This window comes from Spirosoma endbachense, assembly GCF_010233585.1.
Classification (GTDB): Bacteria; Bacteroidota; Bacteroidia; order Cytophagales; family Spirosomataceae; genus Spirosoma; species Spirosoma endbachense.
Window position 1 is genome coordinate 7,798,701 of sequence record NZ_CP045997.1, and the last position, 22,415, is coordinate 7,821,115.

Consider the following 22,415-nt stretch of genomic DNA (forward strand, 5'->3'; position numbering starts at 1 on the left):
AAAACAGCCTTTTTTTGCCATGATTTTTGGGTATGTACGGGTATCTACAGCGGATCAGACTGCTGAAGGACAACGGAGCCTGATCGCTCGTTACGTAGTCGATCATAAACTGATCGTCGACGAATGGATCGAAGTCGAAATGTCATCTCGCAAATCGGTTGAGCAGCGTCGGCTCACCGAACTATTGGGTAAAGTCTCCGGAGAAGACACCATTATCATTTCCGAGTTGTCTCGCCTGGGCCGATCGATCCGGGAGGTGTTGAGTTTGATCGAGGAGCTTATCAACGACAAGAAGTGTCGGCTCATCCTGATTAAGCAGGGACTGGACATTAATCCTAAGAACCACCGGGACATGACGACCAAAGTACTGTTGACAGTTTTTAGTATGATGGCCGAGTTGGAGCGAGACTTTGTTTCCGAGCGAACCAAGGAAGGTCTGCGTGCCAGAAAAGAAAGGGGAATCATACTGGGAAAACCCAAAGGTGTAATTCAGGCCTCAATTTACGATAAGGACAAGGAGAGAATCATACACCTACGCTCCCTGGGTGTACCTATAACGGCTATTATCAATACGCACCTGAAGTATGGCAAATACTTATCTCTGAAAAAATACATTGATCGACAGAAGCCATCTCCGTTCAGCCTAATTACTGTATAGCTAGGAGCTAGTTGCATCAGGCTGCCTGAAAACAGCAAAGCAATTATGATAATGAAGACTAAACCGGTAGAGAATGTTCTGCCACTGTCGGTAGAGGCTCAAACGGTAATGGATGTGTACTCTGATGCCATTCATGAAATGGTGTGTCGTGGTACGCACATTTTCGCTGAGAGCTTAAAGCGAAACAAGTCAAAAGAAACCATTACAGAGATAGATATAGCCGCTCCCTTACTCTTCAGGCATATATTGGAATTAATGGATGCCATTTCTGTCCAGGTTAAATCAGGCGTAATCGTACCCTGTAAGGTTTATCTACGAGCAATACCTGAAGTAGTCGTTAGCTTAGAATACCTGTTGAGAGAAAACACAGAGGAGATAGCCGCCTGCTTTTTTATAGTTGATTAATACAGAAAATTAAATCAATATAAGAAGTTAATTCCGGGTGCTGCCGAACACAAGAAATATCTAAAGGAAATGGAAGATAGCAGTATCGACTATGGTGATTCGATAATGATAAAAGGTGCTGATGCGGCTTGCCAAAATATGGAAGCGATAGTTAATTAGCCCTAATACAGAGCTGCCAACGAAGAATACCTGAAGTACACAAAACAGAACACAAAGAATACGGACAATGCCAAATGGTATGGTCTTTACAATGGGCCGACTTCTTTATAAAAGCTGGCTAAAGAATTAAAGCGCATCGAATTATATGAGTTTTTCTACAAAACCTGGTCGAATCCAACTCATGGTACCGATTTGTGGTCGGGAAATCTTTCGAAAATGGGCGATGAAATGGGGACAATAAATCAGATAAGTGATCTTCAACATGCACAAGCTTTTGTTCAGCAAACGCTAACCCTTGGGCTGATAACACTTGAGCAAATGATAGAAAAGTAGTCGTTAAAGAAAAGCAAAACATAGGTTACTGGACTATACAATTCATCCGGAATCACCAGACTAAAGTAGACAATACAAGGCTTGTTTTCTCATAAGAAGTTAAATTTGCTGTAGTCTTATATAGCCTTATTGACTCTTTGCAATAAAGAAGAACTTTATTTAAGTTAAAATGAGTAATCCAACACTTACGTTTTTAGGTCAAGTTAGAAATACCTTGGAATCAATTGATTACGGAATGATTTATCAAAGTATTGCCGACTTGAGAGATAAATTTGTTCCCATTGCTAAGATCAAAAAAGGATGGTTTATCGATCAATTAAGAATCAATAAACCAAACGAAATATTCACTAATATTGAACAGGTTATCTATATATATGATAAAGATATATTAGATAAATATGTCGGCTTTGGCAGAGCGAATGCGCATAAACAGGCAGTATTCTATGTAGCAGTAATATCACCCAACATAGACCTACCAAGGGTTGTAGCGTACTTTGGAACGTCAGAACTTATAAAAGACCTTGATAAGTTTGATAACGCTGAAGAAGTGTTTACCCTTAGTCGATGGGAAGTGCTTGAAGACATTGAGGTGGTAGAAATGATTTTTAGTGATGAAGCACTGAAGATCCAAACCAGTATGATCATACTGGTTTGGATCATTAATAAGACAATGATTGGCAGAGTTATTTTTAGTATGTAATTAACCAATAAGTCAATATGACACAACAGCAAATAGAAAGGATAATCAAATCGACTGTTCATATAGTAATGACTAATCCATTCACTAGGGAACCAGAATCAGGAGGCTCTGGATGTATTATAGACTACAATAAGACAGAGGTGCTTCTTACAGTAGCTCATGTAACAAATATGGATGCAGCAACATGTATCGATATTGGAGAGCCTACTGTGAATAATCAGAATAAAGTGTACTCAGTAGGAGCAATGAACTATTTGGAGAGTTTTGACTTAAACCGATATAATGCGCAAATCAGTCAGTTGCAAACTAATTCAGGAAGAATAGAAGAAAAGAATTTTGGCTTAATTGATTTCAGCTTTGCGAAATTAGAGCATAAGACAAATTATCTACAGTGCAAAATAGAATTTAACGACTTCACTATTCAAAGCGGCTCTAAATTAAGAATAAAATCAGATTTGACTGATGTACCAGATCCAACGGCTCAATACGGTTTTTTTGGAAGAATAAAATCTGAATTAGGTTACATAAATAACATCCTAACGCTTTCAGTCAATGAGGTATTTTACGGAGGATTAAAGTATATCAGAAAGATTGGACATTATTACGAATTTCAGCTACCTAATCAAATAAATAGTCATACAGATTTTAGAGGAACAAGTGGTGCTCCAATCATGGATACCAATGGTAATCTTCTTTCACTGGTAACTCACGGGTACGAAGGTGCAGATAAGTTATATGGTATTGCTTTGGCTGATTTCAAAGTTGGTGTTGATGCAACGCTGCTCACGAATTGACAAAACAGCTTTTCATGCGTACTCATTGTTCTGTACAAAAAAGCCTTGGTCAGATCGATCAAAGAGGTTTTAGGACTGGTTGAAAAGTTGATGACGGAGAAAAATTGTCGACTAATCCTTATAAAGCAAAATCTGGATCTGGACCCGAAGAATCATCGGGACATGACTAATAAGATTCTGTTGACATTCTTTTCAATGATTGCTGAGCTGGAGCGGGACTTGGTATCAGAACAAACGATCGGAGGTTTACAGGTTTTGAAGGATAAAGGCATTAAGCTTGGAAAATCTAAAGGGGTTATCCAGCCCTCGATCTATGATAAAGATCACGATAAGATCATGCACCTGAAGGGTATGGGTGTTCCTCTAAATACGATTATTGATGTTCACCTGAAATACGTAAGTATCTTTCTCTCAAAAATACATTGATAAACGGGGGGCAGTGTCGGCCAGGCAGCCTCAGAAACTGGGAGAAATGCCCCTTATAAAATGAATATGGAACAAACAGATGACGAATTTGGCAAATCTATTCGCGGGACGATTTCTGGAATAGTTGGTAACGAATTTCAATATAGTGATTGGGGAATACCATTCTTTGATGAAATGACCGATTTGTTTGTTGAAGCTGGTTATGATAAGTCACTGAATGACTCTCCCGATGTGATAGCCAAAGGGTGGGCTGGAAACTCAAGGGCTTTAGGGGCTGAGTATGGCCCCTATGTCGTGGTTGCTGTTTATGTAGCGCAACAAATAGGCGATTGGGCTATTGGTAAGTTTTGTGATGCCGTGTTTAAAGGGGCTAAACGTGTCTTCAGTAATAAGGGATACAATGGTAGAATCAGAATTGTAATTGTGTACAATGATAACCTGGGTATCGCAGTAGATAGTCTTGCGCGCTCAGATGAAGATGCTCTCCTATTATCAACTTCAATTATGGAGGCGAGCAACGAACTCTTGCAAGGCAGCAATTAAGCAAGACGACTAATAAAACACTTGTTTACAAATTAAAGGATGGTAGTCTATCTGACGAACCAACTATCATAGGATAGCTATTTGAAAATCGACTTAACTAATCCATCCACCCTTTCTAATGGCAGGCAACCTCAACTTAAATCACTATTGGCCCACCCGAACTGAGCAGACTTACAAGTTAAAGCCAACAACGACAAAACATGAACTACAGGTTCTATTGTATGGTAAGCATCCCCAGCCTACTTTAACCCAACTTGACGAGGTTAATAGAATGGTAGCCTCGTCACTCGCTAGGGAACGGTTCACAACCCTATATGGCATTAAACCAAATGATCCAAGAGCAGATCCCAAAGCGTTTAACCACATTGAAAATCAAATTATCCGGGAGCACAGTCATAAGTCAAAGTGGCAACAGGAGGTAAGTAGTCAACTACAATGGGAGCACATCGGGGCAAAATGGGAGAAGTTAGACGAGGCTGGTAAACTGACCAAGGAATATGCCGAGGAAAGTTTTGATCTGTACCTGGAGTGGAAAAAAGGGGGCAAACATTTACTGAATTTCTCGTCAGAATTACTGACGATGTTAGCCAAGACTGATACGGCTAACGTGCCTATAGAGTCTCTATTGACCACCTATCATTCTAATTTTTATCTCTCCCTGCGAGATCTGGATGTTTCACTATTTGATTCAGTCATATCAAAAGTGGACGGCGTGTTCACTATCAGAACTTCTTTCAGAGAGGAGTTAGATACCCCTCAAATGGAGAGTAACTCTGCGAGTTCAGAAGGCATCAAGTTGATTTTTGTTGGCGACTTTTTACCGCTTACTCTAAAATACGGATCACTATTTGAAACGACTTCTGATGTGCCTTTTTTCTCATTTGATCTTAAACTGACTCCGCAGCTAGGCAGACTAACTGTTGATGATTCGCTCAAAGAACTACTGACTGATTTTATTGGCTATATAGCGCTAACACTGCTGTTGCCTCATGATTTACAAGATGAGTTGACGATCGCTTATCAGCGGATGACAAAGGAATTAATCCCGTGTGTCATTAATGCGATTCTATATACGAGTCAGCACATTGAGAAGCCAGTTCATCGATTACCGATAGACCTACCTGGACAGCTAGAAAAGAAGCTTCGCACGGCTAAAACAAAACATCAACGACAAAATGCACTAGCCGAGATTGGCCAGGCAGGCTTCAAGTCTATTGAATTTTTCGGAGAACAATATATTGGTAGTCTGACTAAATCAGCAGCTATGGATATAGCAATTACACCTCACTGGCGTAGGGGGCATTGGCGGAATCAACCAGTTGGTATAGGCCTTCAGGACCGTCGGCTACTCTGGATTAAACCAACTATTGTAGGTAAGGACGCAGGTCTTCCTATAGGTGGTCAGCTCCATACGGCTAAACCGCTTCTTAGCCAGAATAAGGATGCTCAGTAAAGGAGTCGCTCAAATAATGAAATACACACTAAAATAGTCTGAAATAAGCTTTTATGGGCCAATTAAGCGCAAATGCACTCTTTCATTTTACCCCAAAATTAGAGTGGTTAGCTAGTATACTGGAGCACGGTTTTAAACCCAGGTATTGTGAAGAGTTCAATGCAGAGCTGGACGATGTTCCAAATTTTATGGAAAATGCAAGTATACCCATGACTTGTTTTTGTGATATACCACTTTCGAGTATAGCCAAACACGCCCAATATTATGGAAAAGATATTAATGGGGGTTACGGAATAGGATTGAAGAAGAACGAACGATTGATGGGAAAGCTTAGCCCCATATTATACTTTAATAAATCAACGCAAATAATCAATATGCTTGAGGGTATTCAAGATCGCTTGCTTAACGTATGGGCAGGAATAGGGGATCTTTCAGTAGACCAGCACAAATTAGATGGGAAAGATTTTTATACTCGTATCGAGGATATAAGTGAAAAACATCTGAAGATTATGGACTTAAGTTCAACATCTAGTCAAGCCATCGAATTAGTTTTCAATTTACGAGCCTACATGAAACCCTATCAAAATAAGGTAGGTCATTATCGGTATTATGACGAAAAAGAATGGAGGTATATACCGGATTTTAACGTACCTCCTTTTACAGGGAAAGCGTTTGCCCATAGAGATCATCCATTTATGCTAAAGATGAAAGATGAATTCTTCAAAGACACACTAAAAATTAAGGATGAGTTAAATGAATCTATAAATCAACACCCCTCTTTATGGCTTACAATTACTGCAGAAGATATCAAATATTTGATTGTAAAGAACGAGCAGGAGATTCACCAGTTACTCGATCTAGTAAGGGAAATTGACCAGAGAACGGGAAAGTTTCCAATTGAATCAAGAGACCTAATTGCCAGTAAGATAGTTACTTGTGAGCAAATATTCGAAGATTATTGAAATTTCAATATTGGTCACTTAAAATAACTTGTTAGTATGAAAGATATAGTCGAACAACTTTTTACCAAGGCGCAAGCACATAAAGAGAGCTACAATACTTTTTCTGACCGGGATATAAGAACATCTTTTTTTGGTACCATGGTCAATCAGTGTGCCACTGTGCACATAAACTTGACTATTAACGAGCGGTATATTGAGGAAGGATCAAAGGCATGTCGCACTTTATTTGCTAATGACCAGGGGAGAGTTGATAATTATAAGCACCATTTTACTCAGAATTGTCGTGAGCTCATCGTAGAGGCCGCTCTATTTCAATCAGAGTTAGTTTTTAGGACGTTAAGTGCAAACTTGACTGGCAACGATATCTATGATGGTAGTACACTCCCTCAATTAGTTTCAAGGCTCTTTGTAGATACGGAAAATAACTGGCAAAAAGAGGAATCAAAGCTAGTGATACTTCTAAGTACAATTCGCAATACTATTCATACGGGAGGAGTCTATTTTAAAAAAACAGCTGGTGACACCAAAGATTTCAAGGGGAACAATTACACATTCACATATGGAAAGCCTCCCACCTTCTCTGAAGGAATCACTATTCTAGATTTAGTATCGGAATTCTTTGATGCAATGAAGGTGCTTTTTGATAGTCCAAACATTGCATCAATAGGCCCGTTAGAGCACCCTAACTACCATGCAATTGAGGAATAGTAGATGTTGAGTAAGCTCCGTTCTTTCTTAAATCTATAATTGGTTTAGTATAGTCATATTCGCCCGTCGACCCGAAGCCCGTGCGGTTTGTTTCGGAGTCTACGGTTTAGCGTATCTTGAAGGGTCGGGGCTTAGTCACTACGCCTGCTTATCGACTCATGGAGGCAGCCGATCAGTTCTATAACCCAACTACGGCTCCCAATCAGCTTTGGCAAACCGACTTTACCTATTTCAAGATCAAAAACTGGGGCTGGTATTATCTCTCGACAGTGTTAGATGACTATTTGCAGTATATTTTAGCTTAGGAACTCTGCCCCGGTATGTAGGCCACCGACGTAGAGCACACTGTCCAAGCTGCTCTGAAAGCCAGTAGTCTGATTGCTGATCAGCGATCTCGTATACTGTCGGGTAATGGTTCGGCCTACTTGTCTCGGTATTTAAAAGAGTATTTGAAAGGCGAAAGCATTGGGTATATTCGCAGTGCGCCGTTTCACTCCATGACTCAAGGAAAAATCGAGCGGTATCATCGGTCGATGAAAAATGTGCTGCTACTGGAGCATTACTACAGTCCAGATGAGTTGAGAGAACGCTTAACAGAATGGGTAGCTTACTATAATCACCAATCCTATCATGAATCACTTTTGAAGGTACGTCCTGCCGATGCTTACTAGGGCCGCCAAGAGCAAATCGAAGTGGAACGGCAAAAAACTGAGCAATTATCGATGCTAAAACGCCGGAAAAATTTTATTTTTCAGCGTCTACAAAGTACTCAAAAGTATCTCTTCTCACCCGCATCTGTCCACTTTCGGTTGACGATATACACAAGTATGTCAAATAAATCAATTTGCCAGTACAAAACATAATCAACACTACAAATGAAATCTTGGCCTTTTTCTTCATTTATACGAACTCTGGATCCAAAACTCACTAACAATCCTAAGTTAGAAAGTAGTTTGCATGAAGACAATAGACTTTATGTATATCATTTACCACCACCGGTAATTTATCATTATGCTTCACTTGGCACTTCGAAGGCTATTGTTGAAGGTCAACAACTTAAGCTTTCTTCCCCTAAAACGTTTAACGATCCCTTCGATATGAATCCCTCACAAGTTAGTTTTAAGGCAACTGCTAAAGAGGTTAAAGCATATCAAGAGAGGATTAAAACATCTCTTTACAATAGTATTAATAGAGAGGCAAAAAGAAGATTAATTCGTGAAATGGCCAATCCGGCAAATGCCAATGAATACCAGAAGTTAAACACAGAGCAAATGTATAATGAAGTTGGAGTTTGCTGTTTTAGCAAGCTCAACGATCAACCATTAATGTGGAGTCATTACGCAGAAAAACACTATGGTATTTGTCTTGGCTTTAGTATACAGCCTTTGTATCAAACTCAAAACTTATTTTTTTCTGTAAGTGAAGTGCAATATGTGTCAGAGATAAGACCTTTAAATTATTACAAAGATATCGAGGAATTGATGCCTTATTTAATTAATACAAAATCGAAAGTTTGGGAGTATGAGCAAGAGGTAAGAGCAGTAATAGATAATAGGCAAGGGTTTGACTTATTTCCTTTTGAGCGGGACTGTTTGAAAGAAATATACTTTGGCTGCCGAGTCTCGAAAGAAGAGAGAACAGCTTTTATTAAATTAGTCAATGAGCATAAATATAATATCTCAACATATAGAAAAATGATTATTGACTTCAAAACTTTCAACGTTAAAGCGGTTAAGCTCTAACGTTGAGCATGAAACTTTATAGACATACGGTGGATACGAAACGCTACTAACGGCCAAGCAGCTGGCCGCTTTTATTTTGAACTGCAATTTTTAAGGTGTCAAGCTTCTCCTGAGTCTGCGTTCTAGCGCTGATTAGCACCCCAATTGAACTCGATAGAATAAGCAACTTCTTTTCCAGCCGTTCCAGCTAGTGACGGTCGAGTTCGACCTTGGAAAGTTTGGGCATTGAAAAAGCAACTGCCGGCAGACGAAAAGGTGGTGCGGCCTGACCCGCTACTGAATTCTTTAAACTACGATAAATAGAGCAGCTATAATTCTCTACTATCTTATACTCTGACATAGACAATTGTGCTACAAAAAACTTGTGCTTTCTTCAGGACGTTGAACTGTACTGAAATTAGCCGTTTATTAACTCGGATCGCTTTCGATTTAGCCCAGATTTTTTCAGACAGCTAGGAGCGTTAAGGAGATCAACTCAATCCATTTAGATGAGATTACAAATTTGTTTCACAAACTCATCAAATGAGCGAAAATGAAACTTAGATATATGAGACGATAATTTAAGATTGCATTCTGCTTGAGATAGCAGTGATAGCGAAAACCTGCAATCATCCTACTAAACGGGTGTGGCTGTTGCACAACTCTAGCTCGAAATAGAAGTTCGCTAGTTAGACTTCCTTGCTAGTCAAATCGGAACGTTAAAACGTTTTCTCAGAGCAGTTAAATAAGTCGATTTGACACCTATTTAGACCGAAAACGAGTTGTGCAACAGCCACGGGTGTTACATGAGACGCTTATATATTTAAATTATATTTATTGAATAAGCACTTATATATTTCATATACTTAGGTAATCTTTAATCATTATTTATATGTTGGTACAGATAAGAATATTATAAATTTGGAGATGTGACTGAGAAAGAAATCAGATCAGATTATTTATGGTTTATCGTTTGAGTAATTTACAATTTGAATTATGGGCAACTAAAATCATCTACTGAAGTTAAATAATACCATAGAACTATAATTTGATTTTTTCAGGAATAGTAAAACGTAAATCGAGATGGCCCGTAAATGCACTTAAACCTGCACTGAAATTACGCTGATAACCAGCATATCCTTGTATCCATATACCGTCTAATATTCCGTATTCACCACCAAGGTGTAAATAGAAATCATTTGATTCAATGGTAGAAACGCCTAGATTGAATTTCCGATTAACTCTACTATATTGGCTTTCTAAATAACCTTTAAATCGGTTTGTACCAGCATATAATCTAAGAGCTAAATTGTAACGTGATAGAACTTCTTCTTTCATTTCAACTGTATTATGACTATTGTCATAATTGATTCCCACAAGAAACTGACCCCATTGTTTAACAGGTAGTGCTAAAGTTAGCCAGCCAGATATTCGATGAAAGTTCAGATTTTTAACTAGCGAATCAGACGAACGTCCAGCCCAAGCTAAAGCAAAGTCTAGTTTTTGCTTGTTCCAATTTTTCCTTTTATAATCTTCTTTAATAGCGTTAATCTTTTTTTCGATAGTATCAGTTTGCTTGGCTTCTCTGAATTCTTTAAACAATTTCTCCCGATCATCAAGATCCACTGTCAGAGGATGTGTTTGATTGAATTCTGTGCGGAGAGCAGATTCTGCTAGAGCATCCTCGCGAAGAATATTAGCAACTTCTTGTAGAAAGTTACGATCATATCTCAAATCTCCTTTATCGATAAGCGAAAAACGTAGACCTACAGCAAGTTTACTTGAATAGGGAGTTGTTGATGAGTCAGTTAGGGTACCAATCGAAACTCGCATGCTATGAAAAACCCGACGTTTTAAATACTGCTCTAATTTCAGTCGACGATTTGGGCTGGCATCAATTAAAATAAGTGGAGCCACCTCTATAGCAATATTTCGAGGAAGGACACCGTTGCCATTTCCGTAAAATTGAGAAGCAGTAGCAGCAAGTGCCATAGGCGTGGAAGGACGAAGAATAGTGCTTGGTTCAGAACCTAGGGCCTTAAAAGCTGGCATATCAGGTACTGCAAAATTCAACTTCCCTAAATTAGTAGGAACTACAGAGTCATTTTGTGCTATAACTGGTAGTGCTGTTAAATACGCCGACAAGGCAATTATCAAAGTAACTGTCTTTATCATATGAGTAGTTTATGAAAGATTAAATAGCTTGAAGGCGAACAGTAACTGTCTCACGTTGATCGCTACCTGTTAACTGTCCAGATCGGGAGTCTTTCCCGATGAAAATACCGTTCTGGTGCAATTCTAAATCAAAATGGTAATTTGGAAAGTTTATGGGGTCGGAGCCTATAAAACTTATCGTTAACTCTAGGAAGCGTCCATTATTGGCTGATACAGGTGTTGGGAGATCTATAAGGTCGGGTACAATATCTGTATTCACACCTGAGGCGGGCGGGACGAAAAGAGGAGTCATACCGTCTACATCTATAAGCTGAAGAGCATATCCAGTAGAAACAAAACCAAAGAACTGAAGTGCGACGGATAGATTATCACGATTTGAAAAAAAGAAAAGAGTGTTCATGTATTAATGTTTTAAGTTAGTATTTCAACTATCGACCAGCGCATATTTTAATTCCTTTAAGGTATAGCAATAACATAATTTTCTTAGCTGTTAAAAACGGGAAAAATCCCCTTTTTAACAGCTTCTTTTAAACTAGATTTGTCATTCGGTAAATCAATATATTGATCCTTGAGCAGTTCTGTAATGTTTAGCGCAGCAAATCATTCTGTCAATCTAGAAGATGGTAATTATTACTTCATAAACTGAGCTAATTAGTTTAAAATTTTCTAATATTTATTTACCCTAAATTTTTATACCTCTCAAATTACTTATGACTAATGTTGTAAAATTTTTATTTATAATAGCGGTCGTACTATCTATTGGATTGTATTATCTTGATTTTAATAAGCCAATTTCTGACTACTTGAAATTCTCAAATGCAATTTTGTATTTTGCAACTATTCTATTAGTAATTCCATTTAATCAAATCAAATATATCGTAATTAATCCAGAAGACTATACAAAGAACGAAGACAAAGATGATCTAGTAAAAAAACTTAGATTAAGAGCGTTATTATTTAATAACTTAACCGTGATACTTCTTTTGATAATATTTATAATAATTGTTGTTTCTTTTTATTTACTGATACTACCTCCTAAAGAGAAACTATACTATAAAGAGTATATATTAGCAGTTCAGATTGGTGTGTCTGTACTTTTAATATTTCTTGTAAATATATTATTCAGAGTTTTTAAGTATTTATTAAGAGTTGCTGCTTTTTATAATGCTAGAGCAGATGCTATTGAATTATATATAATTGATCCTGGTCTAGACTTAAACAAATACACGGAACTTTTTACTCCAAGCGGTTATGACATTTCTGAACTACCTCAGTCCTCTTGGAATCCACTCTCTTCCGTGTTGCCACCAAGTCAGGGATCTATAACAAACCCACCTCTTGGAAGTCTCAACTCAGGAGTTGGCCAAAATCAAGGAGTAATCTCTAGCAATAAAACTTAGCGAAAAATTAGTGTTGCACCGGCATAACTTTAATAATTCTTTATGCCCATAACCAATCAATGCGACTAACTTGTTTGCTATAATGGGTAATTGTTACAAAAGTAAACGATGGATTAAAAAGGTTTGAGAGTTCAGCCTAATTCAATAAATGGTCAAAAATCGAATTGGGAAATTAAAGCTATTTCGCTTGCTTTAATTTTGAGAACGTAGAGCTAAGACCCTTACAACGTCCAGACAACAATTGACTTTCTTGGGGGCTATATTTACTAGAAACAAGAAATCACCCCTTATAATAAACGTATTTAATGGCTTCTTTATATGAATCAATAAATAATATGTTTAGCAATGAACCATTAAGCCCCTCTCAGATAACAACAGGGGTATTTGCTGCAATCTATGCAATCATTATTGTAGCTTCAGGGATTGCAGCGGGTGGGAGTATAGTTGATAAAATGAAAACTATACTTGTTTTTACTTTTGGTGCAGCTATGGGCTGGTTAGTTGCGGGTATTGTGTCACCTCATAATGCGGCCGAAAAAAATATTTTTGAAACAGCAGGTAAAACTCTTTCCGCCTTTGTGACTGGTTATTTGTTCAGCAAAGTAGATAAGATTATACAAACTTACATAGATATTTATACAAAAAAGATTCAAGAAGGAACAGTTGGTATTGTGCTTAATAATTTAAACCAGATAAGGCTGATTGGTCTTGTAATATCGTTTGTAATATCCGTAATTACAGTTTACGTATTTAGGTCCGATGAATATGCAAAACATCAAAGAAGGGTAAAAGTATCGGCTGATAGCGTTGAGGTCACAAATTTTGATGCGTTTATAATAAGAGATTCAACAGAATATAAGAAAAAGCATCTGAATACAAATGCATCTAATACTAAGCCAGCTTCACAAACTAAAACAAATCCATCTTCACAATCTAATTAAAGTTAATTGTCTTAGTTACGACTTCGCCTGACACTTTGCCCTGTTAAAATCTGTTGAGTCACCACCTCGCAAAACGCTCCTTCTGAGGGACAAAATGCCCTATTAGGGCATTTTGTCCCTCAGAAGGAGCCTACATAAAAACGTCTGCTTACTTGTAAACAGGTAAGTGCTCTACAATGGTCGTTCCTGGTTAGTAACCTATGCTTAGATGGATATATTACCCTAATTAAATAGAGTGTTGATCACAATTAGAGGTACTTATATTAATCGTGAGTCACATAAAACGGCCTAATTCTGAGGTAGTTGAACTTTAATGCAGTTACTACAATGGTATTTATCTTTATCTTTGAGTCACAATAAATAGATTCTAAGACTTAAAGCTTTGATTTAAAGTACATTAATTGATCTATATTGCAGATCCTACGAGTGCACTTGGTAATCAGCCATTTACAAGTTAATTCTTGTGAATGGCTTTTTTGTTTGCATACCATTTTGCATACAGAGGGTTTTATTTCACTTCTAATCTTCTGATAGGAATGGCAAAACATTTCGCTCGATTTGCCCGATTTTCTTGCGGTTTACTACTTATTCTGTTTTTAGATCAGTGCAAGTCGCCTTCCGTTCCCGTTCCTCAGAATACTACGCCCACTCGTGACGATAACATGACATGGCGATGGGCAATCCTGATGGAGCCAGGCCAAGTGAGAGTAGCCCCAACGCTTATCTGATCACCCGGCCTACCTACAGCTTATCGTATAATCAGTCGACAGGCATTGCCAACTGGTGTAGCTGGCATCTAAGTCCGGCCTGGAAAGGATCGGCAACCCGTTACTCGGGCAACTTCATTCCGGATCAGTCCCAACCGGAGGGCTAACCTCCTTACCTATTAATCAAATCACGCTCCAAACCCACCGCTTAATAAGGGTGTTTAACCCTGAAATAAGGGTGTTTAACCCCTTGATAAAGATAAATACTTTCTTGTGTTTGGCCTGTTGCTGAACTACCCCTGTTTATCCTTATTCTGACTCCTTTCAAGCATTATAGGCATGGGTTGCCGACTTGTGTAAAAAAGAGATAAGCATGAAAATCTATATCAGATATATGGTCTCCAGGCGCTGCAAACTGGTTGTGCAGGCAATATTAGATCAACTCGGGTTACAATACCTACTAGTCGATTTAGGGGAAGTGGAACTCAAAGCGGAAATGACAGCGGATCAACGGGATCAATTGAAAATCGCTTTATTGATAGTAGGGCTGGAACTGATGGACGATAAGAAAGCGATCCTGATTGAAAAAATAAAAACCCTGATCATCGACATGGTGCATTATGCTGACGAACTACCTAAAACAAATAACTCTGATTACATCAGCCAGAAACTTAACTATGATTACACCTACCTAACGAACCTTTTTTCCCAGGTTACAGGTACTACCATTGAGCACTACATTATTACTCAACGAATTGAACGCGTAAAAGAACTGCTCTTATATGATAAACTGAATCTTACTCAAATAGCTGATAAGTTGAATTATAGTAGCGTAGCGCATCTGTCCAACCAGTTCAAGAAAGTTACGGGATTAACGACTACTTTCTTCAAAAAACTCAAGCGTCATCACCGCCTGGCTCAACACGACGAAGTACTACTTTTTGATGAATTTAGCAAGTTATTCGCCTGGTCGCTCAATGGTCGACAGTCTCATTATTATCACCGCTCCATCAGGAGAGGCTGTACCATGATCTTAACCAACCCAATGCACACAATTCTATGGGCAAGCCGCAGTTTTTTGACAATGACCGGTTACAAACCAATTGATGTGTTAGGGAAAACTCCTCATTTCTTACAGGGCCCTGGTAGTGACGCGCTTACGTTACGATTCATCCGAGAGCAACTGAATGAAAACCAAACACTGGAGGCTGATATCCTAAATTATCGTAGCAATGGGGAATCCTATATATGTCATTTACGAATTGACCCTTTGCATAATCAACAAGGGGAGTTAACACATTTCATGGCCGTAGAATATGATAACTGAAATGAAAATTGAGTTCCAGTTGAAACTAGCCACTCTTTCATATTCCTGTTGGCTATTCCAACTAAAGTAATAGCGCGCCTTTGTTACCTTTAATTGGAAAGCTGTAAATTATATAACTTATTACTCAGATGACATAATATATTCGGGAGATAATGGCCCCACTTTTGCCAATATGGAAATTTATCCATGCAAAAACTCCCGAAAGCATGAATTGCAAAACATTACTAACTTTAACGGCTAGTACTCTCTTCGCTTTCTCATCTATAAGTTTCGGTCAAGCGCCCAACTTAGGGACAGCCGCCAGCTTTGCCTTGTTTACCGCAAATGGGGCCTTTACCAATTCTGGTGCTTCATTAGTAACGGGTGACATTGGCACCAATGTCGGTGCCTTTACTGGATTTCCAAGTCCAGGAACTGTTGTTGGAAACATTCGTCTGCCAGCCAGTCCGGAAGCAGCACAGGCTGCTATCGATGTGGTGGCTGCCTATAACTCGTTGACGCCTGCTGTTTGCGGCACTACAATACCCGCTGAATTAAGTAGCCTGACGCTTACCGCAGGGGTTTCCTGCCAGAACTCAGCAGATCCTACTACGCTAAATGGAACCCTAACCTTAAGTGGGCCGGGGATATTCATTATTAAGCTAAATAGTGCTTTAACGACTGCAACAAACTCAACTATTTTGCTGACGGATGGCGCCACCGCCAGTAATGTGTTTTTTAGGGTAAACGGAGCTGCTACGCTGGGAACGGGTTCTGTATTCAAAGGTACGATACTGGCCATGGGCGCCATTGTTCTTGCTACACAGGCTTCTCTTGAAGGTCGCGGCCTGTCAACGGCTGGCGCAATTACCTTAAACAATAATAATGTTACCGTCACGGGCGACGTTTTGCTTCCTGATTTAACACCTTCACAATTATTCTCTAGTTCACAGATAAGCGAAGGGCAGACGATCGACGTTCTAGTCTCGATTCGAAATGTTGGCGAGTCCCCCACTAGCGGAGAGGTACAGTTCTTCGTGACGAATTATACGCCTGCGACCGGACTGACGATGATTATCAATCCTGATCCAACAGCAACCATTGGAGGAGATACTTATGCGCTTAATACAGCTGATTTTACTATCTCTTCTAATAATTTCGCCTTCACATTCACCTCGGTAGCTGGCCCATCCGGAGTTATTGCCAATGGGGGCAATAAATTAATTGCCTTCAGGCTTACCCGCTCGGTCGGCTCGTCTAAGGGCACGGTAACCAATACAATAACCATCCCGGATGGTACAGGTGGTGGTGAGACTCCAACTAATAATAACACGCTTTCCAATACATTTTTAAAACCCTAATTGTTTTCCTATAAAAGTCGTTTACGAGGAAGATTATTCTTCCCTCTCGAATTTGGTGATTACTCAGCGAGTTAATCTGCTTTTGTTTCACCATACCCATCGCCACTAATCAAGGCCATTGAGCGAGTATTTTTCCCAAAAAGTAGTATAGGGCAACGCTTAAACTGCCGCAGGTTAAATAGGCTTCTGAGAAGAAGCTAATCATTGAATGCGTAAAAAGGACGAGCTAAGCAAACAGCTTAACCAGGTTTTGTATTTATATCACAAGAAGAGCCATGCAGGAGTTATTTTATATTTTCAAGATTCAACGGCAGCCCGGTTCCCATGAACCATTACCTTATTCACTTTATCCACTTATCACAGCCTATCCCAAAGATGCAGGATCGGTTTCAAACTACCCCAATGAACATTTGTTAGATCCTTTTAAAACTGAAGAGCAAGCCAAAAATTACATCGAACAACAAAACGGCCGATACGGAACGTTGGTAGTTATTAAAACCTATGGCGATCTCATGTAGGTAGGTGCTGGTGCTCAATTGCCCGTCACTAGCTTAATTAGGCTGGTGCTGTATCTGTAGTCTACCCCATCAGGCTACAGGTCGGATTAAAGAAAAGGCCCAGGCACTGTGGGTTTTGTGAGAATGATGGCAGGGCAACAAAAAACGCCCGAGCTTACTTTTACTCTTTGGTTCGTTCCCTGTCGTACAGGCTGCTATAGTTCGCCTAGGCGAACTATCCTGTTTTAGGTATCTCGTAAAGATCTCGGTCTACCAACGCCTTAATTCACCCATGATTCACATCAACAAACCTGTGGTTTATCTAACCGGCGATACCAATTACACCCGTATTCACTACACCGATGGGAGCCAGGAGCTTATATCGTTCACTATCAAATTAATGGTAGTCCGAGTCCTCAACCTCATCCGCATTCATAAAAGGATGGCCATTAACCCGCTATTCCTAGTGGACGTACAACTGAGCAACTCCCGGCGTGCCACTGTGCTCATGCGTTGCGGCAATACAGAAATCGAGTTGGTAGTTGGGCGCAGACGGATTACGGAGGTCAGGGAAGCACTAAAAAGTCAGAATTGGGTGGCCCCACTAGTAGAAGCCCAATTGGAGGATTAGTAAAAAGGAGTTTATTCATCACGATAAGTGATTGACTTTAGCTTAACTAAATTAGTTGTAATTAATTCAATAAGTATCTATGAAAACTAAATCTGCAGTTGAAGCTACCATTGAGACAAAATCAATAATGGAATCAATCACGGCACCAGATTGGTCAATTAAAGGCTGGAAAATCCATTTCTTATTTTCAGAAAGACAGCTTCATCAAGTTAAGAAACTATCTGTAATCGATAAATGGTATGAAGATCCCATAGTAATAGCTACATGCCATGACCGACTTCGGACTTGTTTTAAAAGCATTCGCGAATTTCATGACACGTTTGGTACCTTGCCCCAGATTGGAGATCGGCTTTTCGATGAAGATTCAGGTCTGCTGGTTCAAGAACGATCCATTGATGGGGATCTAATGATTATAAGTTATATAGTACTCCCCCAAATTAGGACCACTAGCTAAGTTGAAAAACAAGCTGTAAATAGTGGTTCAAAATGAAAGCAAAACGCAAGCAGCACTCGCCTGCCTTTAAAGCCAAAGTGGCTCTGGACGAATCACGCCCCAAACCCGGCCAAAATCAGCAATTCGGCTGATGGCGGCTGAATCATACCGGATCGAGCTAGCTACCCCGAGAGGAACTGACTGGGCTACTAGATTGTGATGAGGAGGTAAACCGCTCATCCAACCCATCAACATGAGTAACCGTAGTGAAACTACTGAAAAGCGAATCATAGGCATTGACACGTTAAGAACTTAATTGGCTCGGTTAGGTAGCCTGCTAAGCGACCATAACGTGACAAAACTAACCAGGCATTAGGGCCTAGTCTTGTACAAATCATGCAGGATGCAATAGCTCAATCCGTATTATTCCCTTTAGCGGAGCGCAGGTTTAGGAACCCAAATCAGTTGCCCCTGCTCAATTTGAGACCTACGTTGGAGTTGGCTGGGGGTAAACCCGGTTAGGCGTTTGATATGTTTCGTCCAGTGTGCCTGATCACAGTACAGCCCTTGATAGGCCACCTGGCTAAATGATTCCTTGGGTGTTGTGATTAGCGTGTTTAGGGACTGGCGAAACCGCACCGTTTGAGTGTAAGCCTTCGGACTTTGGCCGACATGGTCCATAAAGAGCCGGTAGAGGGTCGATTCATTTAAGCGGTAGCTTGCTGCCAGTTGACCAACAACGGGTACGGCGTCACCCGTATTTACCTGTCGAAGCGACGTCTTGATAAGCGGATGCATGGGGGTTGGTAAAAGTCGTTGCAGCAGAAAAGGCTCTAGCCTATTGGCTCGTTGGTAAAGGTCGTCTGTACTGAACATGCTTTCTAACAGTTGCTGACTATGCCCCGGGAATAGGTGATCAAGAACGGGGGAAACTGGCCACAGTTGGGCGATTGATTCGTCGGTAAATGCCCGTAACGCACCCGGGTGGAACAGTATACATACTTGATCAAGTGGCCCCTGCACGGAAACGGTGAAGGGTCGTCGATGAAAACCATAGAGCCGACTGGTAGACTGAATACCCGGGCTGACCTGACAGTGGTTAGCAGTGGCATTGGTTGTATAAACAACCGTATTCTGCTTATAGATGGCCAAACAAAGGTTGGTATTGGGAAAGGTCGTATAGGAGAAAGGCGTATGATTCTCTTTCTGAAAAAACAGGAAAGATTGCACCAATACACGTAGTTGAGCGTCTCGAACGGAGATGATTGTGGTTTTCAAGTGAGTAACCGTTAGCGAATGTTAACTAAAGACGATTAACCACGATTTTCATTACAGCGACCTGGCAGAGCGACAATTTTTCTTACATCATAATGAGTTGCAAATCTCAAGAAATGCTCCTACTTGATACTAAAGAATTTGCCTTAAGAAATGAGGCGGAATACGCCCCATTTCGTTGGAAATCTGAACCTAATCCGAGTATACTAAACGGAGAACGTGAGCGTGGTCTGATTTGGGCACCGTCATTTTTTTTAAGCAGTCAGGCTAGCTAGGGTTCAACAATTTTAACGCCTGCTGCCGGTATAAATTACCGATTGGTATCAAGTTAGGGCCAATGGCGATTTGATCGGAGCTAAACGAATCGATCTTGTCCAGTGAGACCAGGAAGGACCGGTGTACCCTCACAAACGAGGGGCCGGGTAGCATGGCTTCCAGGGCCGTGATGGCGTATTTGGTGATGATGGTGCCTTTCGTTGAGTGAATCTTGACATAATCTTTCAGGCTCTCTACATAAAGAATATCACGCAGAAAAACCTTAACCATTTTCCGCTCCGCCCGAAAATAGAGAAAGGCATCCGTAGCCGTTTCGGGTTGGTGGGGCAGGAACGGTTGGCTGATCGGTGAAAGCTTATGGTCGGGTAAGGCTTTACTAACCGACTTTAAAAACCGCTCGAAACTGATTGGCTTAACCAGGTAATCGGTAACGTCCAGCTCAAAGGCTTGTACAGCATAGTGCTCAAAGGCCGTTGTCAGGACAATTTTAGGCCGTTGGCTTAACGTTCCGATCAGCTCGATACCCGTTAGTTGCGGCATTTGAATATCCAAAAACAGCAGATCGATCGGCTGCTGTTTTAAGGCCGTAAGGGCCTGAATCGCGTTTGCACATTCGCCGATCAGGGTAAGCATGGGTACCTGATTGATATAACGACGTAGTACTTCCCGGGCGGGGGGTTCATCGTCGACCATCAGGCAGGTATAGTTAGTCCGCGACTCCATTATAAACGGATTTGACAGGCTCAGGATAGGCCTGTGTTAAGGTAACTGTCAAGTTAACAATATACATCTCTTCTTCATCATGGATCGCTAGTTCATGCTGGGTAGGATAACTTAATGCCAGCCGCTTCCGAACGTTGGCTATGCCAATACCGGGTAACGGATGCGTATGGCCAGCTGGCTTGCCATTAATCAGTTTCATCGCCAATGTATCCTCGTGTAGGGTTACAGTTAAGCTGATCCAGGGATTTTCGATCATGCGACTGGCCCCATGCTTGAATGCGTTTTCGATAAAGGGCAAAAGCAGGAGTGGGGCAATGAGATGATGGGTCGTTTTGGGCAATTGCACCGCCATATCAAGCCCTTGATCGTAGCGCGCCTTTTCTAATTGTAGATAATCGCTGATCATGGTTAATTCTTTTTCGAGGGGAACCAACGGCTGATTACACTCATACAGGATGTACCGCAGCAAGTGCGAAAGCCCCAGGATCATCCCGGATGCTTTCTGGGATACATCTTGTGTCAATGAATAAATCGTATTGAGCGTATTGAATAAGAAATGCGGGTGCAACTGGGCTTTCAACATCTGAAGTTCGGCATTTGCCTTTTCTTTTTCCAGCACCAGAGCCGCCTGTTGCTTTTCCTGAAAGCATTTCAACAAGTGTATAGCCGCAGCTACCCCGCCTACGGTGATGCTTCCTCGTAAGCCGGCCAGCATGGCTACACCGAACTGAACAGGGAAGGCGGGATGCGGCTCCCTGGCCACAACGGGCGATAACGGATCGGCCAGTTGGTGGCGGAGCTGATCAATAATACTCATCGACAAACTAGCCGATAAAGCCGCGGTTAGTAAAACTAATACCACGGCACAAAGAGTAGCCAGGACGTATTTACCGGGAATGACTAGCCTGGGAATAACCAGATACATGAGCGAATAAGCCAGAAATAAGCTGGGTATGAGGTAAATCAGCGTTTCCGGTAAGGTAATCAACAGGCGATACCCAAAGGGCTGCCGTTGCAAAGCGGGTGATGGTGAAAAGGAATACAGTACCAGTTGAAACAAAAACCAAAGCAGCCAGAACGTCAGATGCCGCCCTAACCGCCAGGCTGTAGTTTTTGAATAAATAAACGGGAGTTGCTCCATGATTGGTCGGGGTCTGCCACGAAGATACGGATCGGTAGAAAGATAAAACCAAGCTCAAGTACGTATTCGACCAAGGTGGCTACATGGTGGATAAGATCAATTGGTCGTCGACGAAATGATCTTATGGCCAAAAAAGCACTGTCTGTTTTCAGGGCTGAATGGTTCGGCGACTTCTCGAAAAATGCAGGAAGCTCTTTTCTACTTTCGAGAAAAACGAACGTCATGAAAACGTTAATCACCCTCCTTTTCCTACCCCTGGCAACCACCAGCGGGTTCGCACAGGTCGATACGACCAGCTATCCGAAGGAACGACAGACAATCCGGGAATTACTACGCCACCAGCAACCCGGCACCCTGATCGATTGCTCTGATTTTATTGCGGTTGGTCCCAAAGGCGATATTTCCTTTTCCCATCAACAATGGGTAGCCGTGCAGAAAAAAGAAAAGCTGGTTTTTAAATCGGTACAATCCGTGGCCGGTCATCAATTTATTCGAATTTATGATGGCTCTATGGCCGTGGTTAACGCGCTGATTGAAGTAAAGCTGGTGGTTGACGGGCAAGATGTGACCATCAAAGTACGTCGCCTGGAAGTATACCATAAAGCGGCCACTGGCTGGTGCCGCGTAGCCGGTCAGGGAACGCAGGTGGATGAAAACCTATTTCCCGTTGCGGGTAAATAACCGACT

26 protein-coding genes are annotated in these 22,415 nt (G+C 40.8%); 21 read left to right on the forward strand and 5 right to left on the reverse strand.

Annotated elements, in window-relative coordinates:
• The first annotated feature begins 19 nt into the window (after positions 1-19).
• The 12 genes from GJR95_RS31850 to GJR95_RS31905 all read left to right on the forward strand — a co-directional run bounded on the left by GJR95_RS31850 (position 20) and on the right by GJR95_RS31905 (position 8,883).
• Positions 20-658 carry a recombinase family protein gene (locus GJR95_RS31850; RefSeq protein ID WP_162389707.1) on the forward strand — a complete coding sequence of 213 codons (639 nt, stop codon included), beginning with the start codon at positions 20-22 and terminating at the stop codon, positions 656-658.
• A 51-nt stretch (positions 659-709) separates the two neighbouring features.
• Positions 710-1,063, forward strand: a complete 354-nt coding sequence (locus GJR95_RS31855; protein WP_162389708.1) for a DUF5677 domain-containing protein — start codon at positions 710-712, stop codon at positions 1,061-1,063.
• A 661-nt stretch (positions 1,064-1,724) separates the two neighbouring features.
• On the forward strand, positions 1,725-2,255 hold the full coding sequence (locus GJR95_RS31860; protein ID WP_162389709.1) for a hypothetical protein: 531 nt from the start codon (positions 1,725-1,727) through the stop codon (positions 2,253-2,255).
• A gap of 17 nt (positions 2,256-2,272) precedes the next feature.
• A complete protein-coding gene (locus GJR95_RS31865; RefSeq protein ID WP_162389710.1) occupies positions 2,273-3,049 on the forward strand; it encodes a hypothetical protein in 777 nt (258 codons plus the stop codon).
• Between the two features lie 45 nt (positions 3,050-3,094).
• Positions 3,095-3,475, forward strand: coding sequence for a recombinase family protein (locus GJR95_RS31870; RefSeq protein WP_198424761.1), 381 nt, complete (start codon positions 3,095-3,097; stop codon positions 3,473-3,475).
• Positions 3,476-3,535: 60 nt separating this feature from the next.
• Complete coding sequence (locus GJR95_RS31875) at positions 3,536-4,018, forward strand: hypothetical protein (RefSeq protein WP_162389711.1); 483 nt, start codon at positions 3,536-3,538, stop codon at positions 4,016-4,018.
• Positions 4,019-4,136: 118 nt separating this feature from the next.
• Positions 4,137-5,471 (forward strand): hypothetical protein, encoded by a 1,335-nt coding sequence (locus tag GJR95_RS31880; protein WP_162389712.1) that lies wholly within the window; start codon positions 4,137-4,139, stop codon positions 5,469-5,471.
• 53 nt (positions 5,472-5,524) lie between these two features.
• On the forward strand, positions 5,525-6,433 hold the full coding sequence (locus tag GJR95_RS31885; RefSeq protein WP_162389713.1) for an abortive infection system antitoxin AbiGi family protein: 909 nt from the start codon (positions 5,525-5,527) through the stop codon (positions 6,431-6,433).
• Positions 6,434-6,469: 36 nt separating this feature from the next.
• The gene (locus tag GJR95_RS31890; RefSeq protein WP_162389714.1) at positions 6,470-7,141 is read left to right on the forward strand and encodes a hypothetical protein; all 672 of its coding nucleotides are present in this window, start codon (positions 6,470-6,472) and stop codon (positions 7,139-7,141) included.
• A gap of 158 nt (positions 7,142-7,299) precedes the next feature.
• On the forward strand, positions 7,300-7,446 hold the full coding sequence (locus tag GJR95_RS31895) for a DDE-type integrase/transposase/recombinase (protein WP_162389715.1): 147 nt from the start codon (positions 7,300-7,302) through the stop codon (positions 7,444-7,446).
• Positions 7,447-7,590: 144 nt separating this feature from the next.
• A complete protein-coding gene (locus tag GJR95_RS31900; RefSeq protein WP_262889820.1) occupies positions 7,591-7,812 on the forward strand; it encodes an integrase core domain-containing protein in 222 nt (73 codons plus the stop codon).
• Positions 7,813-8,016: 204 nt separating this feature from the next.
• Positions 8,017-8,883 carry a DUF2971 domain-containing protein gene (locus tag GJR95_RS31905; protein WP_162389717.1) on the forward strand — a complete coding sequence of 289 codons (867 nt, stop codon included), beginning with the start codon at positions 8,017-8,019 and terminating at the stop codon, positions 8,881-8,883.
• Positions 8,884-9,903: 1,020 nt separating this feature from the next.
• Here the strand turns inward: GJR95_RS31905 and GJR95_RS31910 are convergent.
• Positions 9,904-11,037, reverse strand: coding sequence for a hypothetical protein (locus GJR95_RS31910; protein WP_162389718.1), 1,134 nt, complete (start codon positions 11,035-11,037; stop codon positions 9,904-9,906).
• A 19-nt stretch (positions 11,038-11,056) separates the two neighbouring features.
• Positions 11,057-11,437, reverse strand: coding sequence for a hypothetical protein (locus GJR95_RS31915; protein ID WP_162389719.1), 381 nt, complete (start codon positions 11,435-11,437; stop codon positions 11,057-11,059).
• A 310-nt stretch (positions 11,438-11,747) separates the two neighbouring features.
• On the opposite strand from GJR95_RS31915, the gene GJR95_RS31920 reads away from it, so the two are divergent.
• The 8 genes from GJR95_RS31920 to GJR95_RS31955 all read left to right on the forward strand — a co-directional run bounded on the left by GJR95_RS31920 (position 11,748) and on the right by GJR95_RS31955 (position 18,334).
• Complete coding sequence (locus GJR95_RS31920) at positions 11,748-12,437, forward strand: hypothetical protein (RefSeq protein WP_162389720.1); 690 nt, start codon at positions 11,748-11,750, stop codon at positions 12,435-12,437.
• A gap of 305 nt (positions 12,438-12,742) precedes the next feature.
• Complete coding sequence (locus GJR95_RS31925; protein WP_162389721.1) at positions 12,743-13,378, forward strand: hypothetical protein; 636 nt, start codon at positions 12,743-12,745, stop codon at positions 13,376-13,378.
• 673 nt (positions 13,379-14,051) lie between these two features.
• Positions 14,052-14,252, forward strand: coding sequence for a DNA/RNA non-specific endonuclease (locus GJR95_RS31930; protein ID WP_232540919.1), 201 nt, complete (start codon positions 14,052-14,054; stop codon positions 14,250-14,252).
• 206 nt (positions 14,253-14,458) lie between these two features.
• Positions 14,459-15,412 carry a helix-turn-helix domain-containing protein gene (locus GJR95_RS42710; RefSeq protein ID WP_162389722.1) on the forward strand — a complete coding sequence of 318 codons (954 nt, stop codon included), beginning with the start codon at positions 14,459-14,461 and terminating at the stop codon, positions 15,410-15,412.
• A 206-nt stretch (positions 15,413-15,618) separates the two neighbouring features.
• Positions 15,619-16,752 carry an ice-binding family protein gene (locus tag GJR95_RS31940; RefSeq protein WP_162389723.1) on the forward strand — a complete coding sequence of 378 codons (1,134 nt, stop codon included), beginning with the start codon at positions 15,619-15,621 and terminating at the stop codon, positions 16,750-16,752.
• A 275-nt stretch (positions 16,753-17,027) separates the two neighbouring features.
• Positions 17,028-17,270 (forward strand): hypothetical protein, encoded by a 243-nt coding sequence (locus GJR95_RS31945; protein WP_162389724.1) that lies wholly within the window; start codon positions 17,028-17,030, stop codon positions 17,268-17,270.
• A 271-nt stretch (positions 17,271-17,541) separates the two neighbouring features.
• Positions 17,542-17,880, forward strand: a complete 339-nt coding sequence (locus tag GJR95_RS31950; RefSeq protein WP_162389725.1) for a LytTR family transcriptional regulator DNA-binding domain-containing protein — start codon at positions 17,542-17,544, stop codon at positions 17,878-17,880.
• Between the two features lie 79 nt (positions 17,881-17,959).
• Positions 17,960-18,334, forward strand: a complete 375-nt coding sequence (locus GJR95_RS31955; RefSeq protein ID WP_162389726.1) for a hypothetical protein — start codon at positions 17,960-17,962, stop codon at positions 18,332-18,334.
• A 411-nt stretch (positions 18,335-18,745) separates the two neighbouring features.
• Here GJR95_RS31955 and GJR95_RS31960 read toward each other — a convergent pair whose 3' ends face one another.
• The 3 genes from GJR95_RS31960 to GJR95_RS41920 all read right to left on the reverse strand — a co-directional run bounded on the left by GJR95_RS31960 (position 18,746) and on the right by GJR95_RS41920 (position 21,728).
• Entirely contained in the window at positions 18,746-19,591 is an 846-nt protein-coding gene (locus tag GJR95_RS31960) for a helix-turn-helix domain-containing protein (RefSeq protein ID WP_162389727.1), read from the reverse strand.
• Positions 19,592-19,855: 264 nt separating this feature from the next.
• Positions 19,856-20,587, reverse strand: coding sequence for a LytR/AlgR family response regulator transcription factor (locus GJR95_RS31965; RefSeq protein WP_162389728.1), 732 nt, complete (start codon positions 20,585-20,587; stop codon positions 19,856-19,858).
• Positions 20,571-21,728 (reverse strand): sensor histidine kinase, encoded by a 1,158-nt coding sequence (locus tag GJR95_RS41920; protein WP_198424762.1) that lies wholly within the window; start codon positions 21,726-21,728, stop codon positions 20,571-20,573. Before GJR95_RS41920 ends, GJR95_RS31965 begins: the two co-directional genes overlap by 17 nt.
• A 222-nt stretch (positions 21,729-21,950) precedes the next feature.
• On the opposite strand from GJR95_RS41920, the gene GJR95_RS31975 reads away from it, so the two are divergent.
• Complete coding sequence (locus tag GJR95_RS31975) at positions 21,951-22,409, forward strand: nuclear transport factor 2 family protein (protein ID WP_162389729.1); 459 nt, start codon at positions 21,951-21,953, stop codon at positions 22,407-22,409.
• Positions 22,410-22,415: the final 6 nt, after the last annotated feature.

What these genes read in the sequence shown, in the direction of transcription:
- GJR95_RS31850 (WP_162389707.1), top strand. Translation starts at nt 20, where the DNA reads ATGATTTTTGGGTATGTACGGGTATCTACAGCGGATCAGACTGCTGAA.
- GJR95_RS31855 (WP_162389708.1), top strand. Translation starts at nt 710, where the DNA reads ATGAAGACTAAACCGGTAGAGAATGTTCTGCCACTGTCGGTAGAGGCT.
- GJR95_RS31860 (WP_162389709.1), top strand. Translation starts at nt 1,725, where the DNA reads ATGAGTAATCCAACACTTACGTTTTTAGGTCAAGTTAGAAATACCTTG.
- GJR95_RS31865 (WP_162389710.1), top strand. Translation starts at nt 2,273, where the DNA reads ATGACACAACAGCAAATAGAAAGGATAATCAAATCGACTGTTCATATA.
- GJR95_RS31875 (WP_162389711.1), top strand. Translation starts at nt 3,536, where the DNA reads ATGAATATGGAACAAACAGATGACGAATTTGGCAAATCTATTCGCGGG.
- GJR95_RS31880 (WP_162389712.1), top strand. Translation starts at nt 4,137, where the DNA reads ATGGCAGGCAACCTCAACTTAAATCACTATTGGCCCACCCGAACTGAG.
- GJR95_RS31885 (WP_162389713.1), top strand. Translation starts at nt 5,525, where the DNA reads ATGGGCCAATTAAGCGCAAATGCACTCTTTCATTTTACCCCAAAATTA.
- GJR95_RS31890 (WP_162389714.1), top strand. Translation starts at nt 6,470, where the DNA reads ATGAAAGATATAGTCGAACAACTTTTTACCAAGGCGCAAGCACATAAA.
- GJR95_RS31895 (WP_162389715.1), top strand. Translation starts at nt 7,300, where the DNA reads ATGGAGGCAGCCGATCAGTTCTATAACCCAACTACGGCTCCCAATCAG.
- GJR95_RS31905 (WP_162389717.1), top strand. Translation starts at nt 8,017, where the DNA reads ATGAAATCTTGGCCTTTTTCTTCATTTATACGAACTCTGGATCCAAAA.
- GJR95_RS31910 (WP_162389718.1), bottom strand. Translation starts at nt 11,037, where the DNA reads ATGATAAAGACAGTTACTTTGATAATTGCCTTGTCGGCGTATTTAACA.
- GJR95_RS31915 (WP_162389719.1), bottom strand. Translation starts at nt 11,437, where the DNA reads ATGAACACTCTTTTCTTTTTTTCAAATCGTGATAATCTATCCGTCGCA.
- GJR95_RS31920 (WP_162389720.1), top strand. Translation starts at nt 11,748, where the DNA reads ATGACTAATGTTGTAAAATTTTTATTTATAATAGCGGTCGTACTATCT.
- GJR95_RS31925 (WP_162389721.1), top strand. Translation starts at nt 12,743, where the DNA reads ATGGCTTCTTTATATGAATCAATAAATAATATGTTTAGCAATGAACCA.
- GJR95_RS31930 (WP_232540919.1), top strand. Translation starts at nt 14,052, where the DNA reads ATGGGCAATCCTGATGGAGCCAGGCCAAGTGAGAGTAGCCCCAACGCT.
- GJR95_RS42710 (WP_162389722.1), top strand. Translation starts at nt 14,459, where the DNA reads ATGAAAATCTATATCAGATATATGGTCTCCAGGCGCTGCAAACTGGTT.
- GJR95_RS31940 (WP_162389723.1), top strand. Translation starts at nt 15,619, where the DNA reads ATGAATTGCAAAACATTACTAACTTTAACGGCTAGTACTCTCTTCGCT.
- GJR95_RS31945 (WP_162389724.1), top strand. Translation starts at nt 17,028, where the DNA reads ATGCAGGAGTTATTTTATATTTTCAAGATTCAACGGCAGCCCGGTTCC.
- GJR95_RS31950 (WP_162389725.1), top strand. Translation starts at nt 17,542, where the DNA reads ATGATTCACATCAACAAACCTGTGGTTTATCTAACCGGCGATACCAAT.
- GJR95_RS31955 (WP_162389726.1), top strand. Translation starts at nt 17,960, where the DNA reads ATGAAAACTAAATCTGCAGTTGAAGCTACCATTGAGACAAAATCAATA.
- GJR95_RS31965 (WP_162389728.1), bottom strand. Translation starts at nt 20,587, where the DNA reads ATGGAGTCGCGGACTAACTATACCTGCCTGATGGTCGACGATGAACCC.
- GJR95_RS41920 (WP_198424762.1), bottom strand. Translation starts at nt 21,728, where the DNA reads ATGGAGCAACTCCCGTTTATTTATTCAAAAACTACAGCCTGGCGGTTA.
- GJR95_RS31975 (WP_162389729.1), top strand. Translation starts at nt 21,951, where the DNA reads ATGAAAACGTTAATCACCCTCCTTTTCCTACCCCTGGCAACCACCAGC.